Source organism: Bradyrhizobium sp. SUTN9-2 (assembly GCF_003122645.1).
GTDB lineage: Bacteria > Pseudomonadota > Alphaproteobacteria > Rhizobiales > Xanthobacteraceae > Bradyrhizobium > Bradyrhizobium yuanmingense.
The window spans coordinates 2,562,345-2,563,867 of the sequence record NZ_LAXE01000001.1 but is presented as its reverse complement, the minus strand read 5'-3'; the positions used below and the strand labels follow the sequence as shown (position 1 = coordinate 2,563,867).

Here is a 1,523-nt window from a genome sequence, read left to right as displayed (position 1 = left end):
CCGCGTTGATGACGCGATGCATGCGACCCGCGCGGCCGTGGAAGAAGGCATCGTTCCGGGCGGCGGCGTCGCCCTGCTCCGTGCCTCCGAGCAGCTCAAGGGCCTGCGCACCAAGAACGACGACCAGAAGACCGGCGTCGAGATCGTGCGCAGAGCACTGTCGTGGCCGGCCCGCCAGATCGCGATCAATGCCGGAGAAGACGGTTCGATCGTGGTCGGCAAGGTGCTCGATAACGAGCAGTACTCTTTTGGCTTCGATGCGCAGACAGGCGAGTACAGCAACCTCCTCTCCATAGGAATCATTGATCCGGCCAAGGTCGTGCGCATCGCGGTCCAGAACGCCTCCTCGGTGGCCGGGCTGCTGATCACGACGGAAGCGATGGTTGCCGAGCTGCCGAAGAAGGCTACGACTGGCCCAGCAATGCCTGGCGGCCCCGGCATGGGCGGTGTGGACTTCTGATCCACTTCTCAAATTCTCGATGACATGCGAAACCCTGGCAATAATGTCAGGGTTTTTGCATCGAGCGGCCGGTAGCCCGTTGCCAGCCCGCCGAAGGTCCGGCCCATCGGTCTATCCGCGGCGGCAGCACCCCAACTCAATTTTCTTGACCGTTCCTTCCGCGACGACAGGACCGCGTGCGGTACGACGATGAGCGGGTCTATGGCGATTTTGACTCACGAAGCTGTCTCTGCTCATCCAAATGTTCGAACCCTTGGCGTGCCGTAGACTCGGCGCCGCCTGTCCGCTTTCGACCTCCTTGTCCGCTTTCTTCTGCTGGAGCGTAGCTGGAGGCGACGAAATGCCTTTCGTGAAGTATCGCACTTACATCTTGTGGCCTAAGGGCTTGTTTGGACCCGGTGAACATTCTCACAAACCACAGTATTTTGTGGAAAGTGCGATGATTATTCTGCGCCTCGTTTGGTCACGCGGACGGGGCTCCCCTCAACTCCCCTGCTGCGGACGGCAGGACATGCTTAAGAGTGATCACACACTAAAATCGCAAGGCTTGCTTTGCGTCCAATATATACGGTATCCGATCGGAACGGGGATGCTTTGCAAAAGAGCTCGCCGGCGGGGCGGCTGCAAGACAGTCCGGTCCCGGCTCGTGCCTGCACTGCACCTGCATCCACACTATTCCAATGTCTGGCCAAGGTAGCCTCTCGGATGAATTGGCACGAAACGCGGTCAGGATCGCTTAGCTGAAGGGCATGCAACTGCACGATATTCCAATTTTATCGCTGAGCTCAGCCAGCTCACTTTCGCAGACGCGGATGGCCGCTAAGCCTTCCCTCCGACCCTACATATGGTTTTGGCAAGGCATGGACTGTTTCGGCCAACCGTACCAGAAGAGCACGGCGGATTAGCTCTCTCTTTGCAAGAGGCTATCGACCTCATCTCCGCGACGGCATCGTTCGGTGTCTCCGCGGCATCGCCCCTCATTATCCATAACTTCCTAGCCTTACCCCGCATTTAAGCGTTCTGCTGCCACCTTCTCGCTGGCACAGGGCATATTAGGGAAGAG

1 protein-coding gene and 1 pseudogene are annotated in these 1,523 nt (G+C 58.6%); both read left to right on the top strand.

What is annotated here, in order from left to right; translation table 11 throughout:
• Nucleotides 1-460 (top strand): TCP-1/cpn60 chaperonin family protein (locus tag XF30_RS39240; protein WP_283811133.1); only part of this gene is annotated, 460 nt, incomplete at its 5' end.
• 838 nt (nt 461-1,298) lie between these two features.
• A pseudogene (locus tag XF30_RS40100) lies at nt 1,299-1,475 on the top strand (acyl-CoA dehydrogenase family protein); the annotation flags it as partial.
• Nucleotides 1,476-1,523 lie beyond the last annotated feature (48 nt).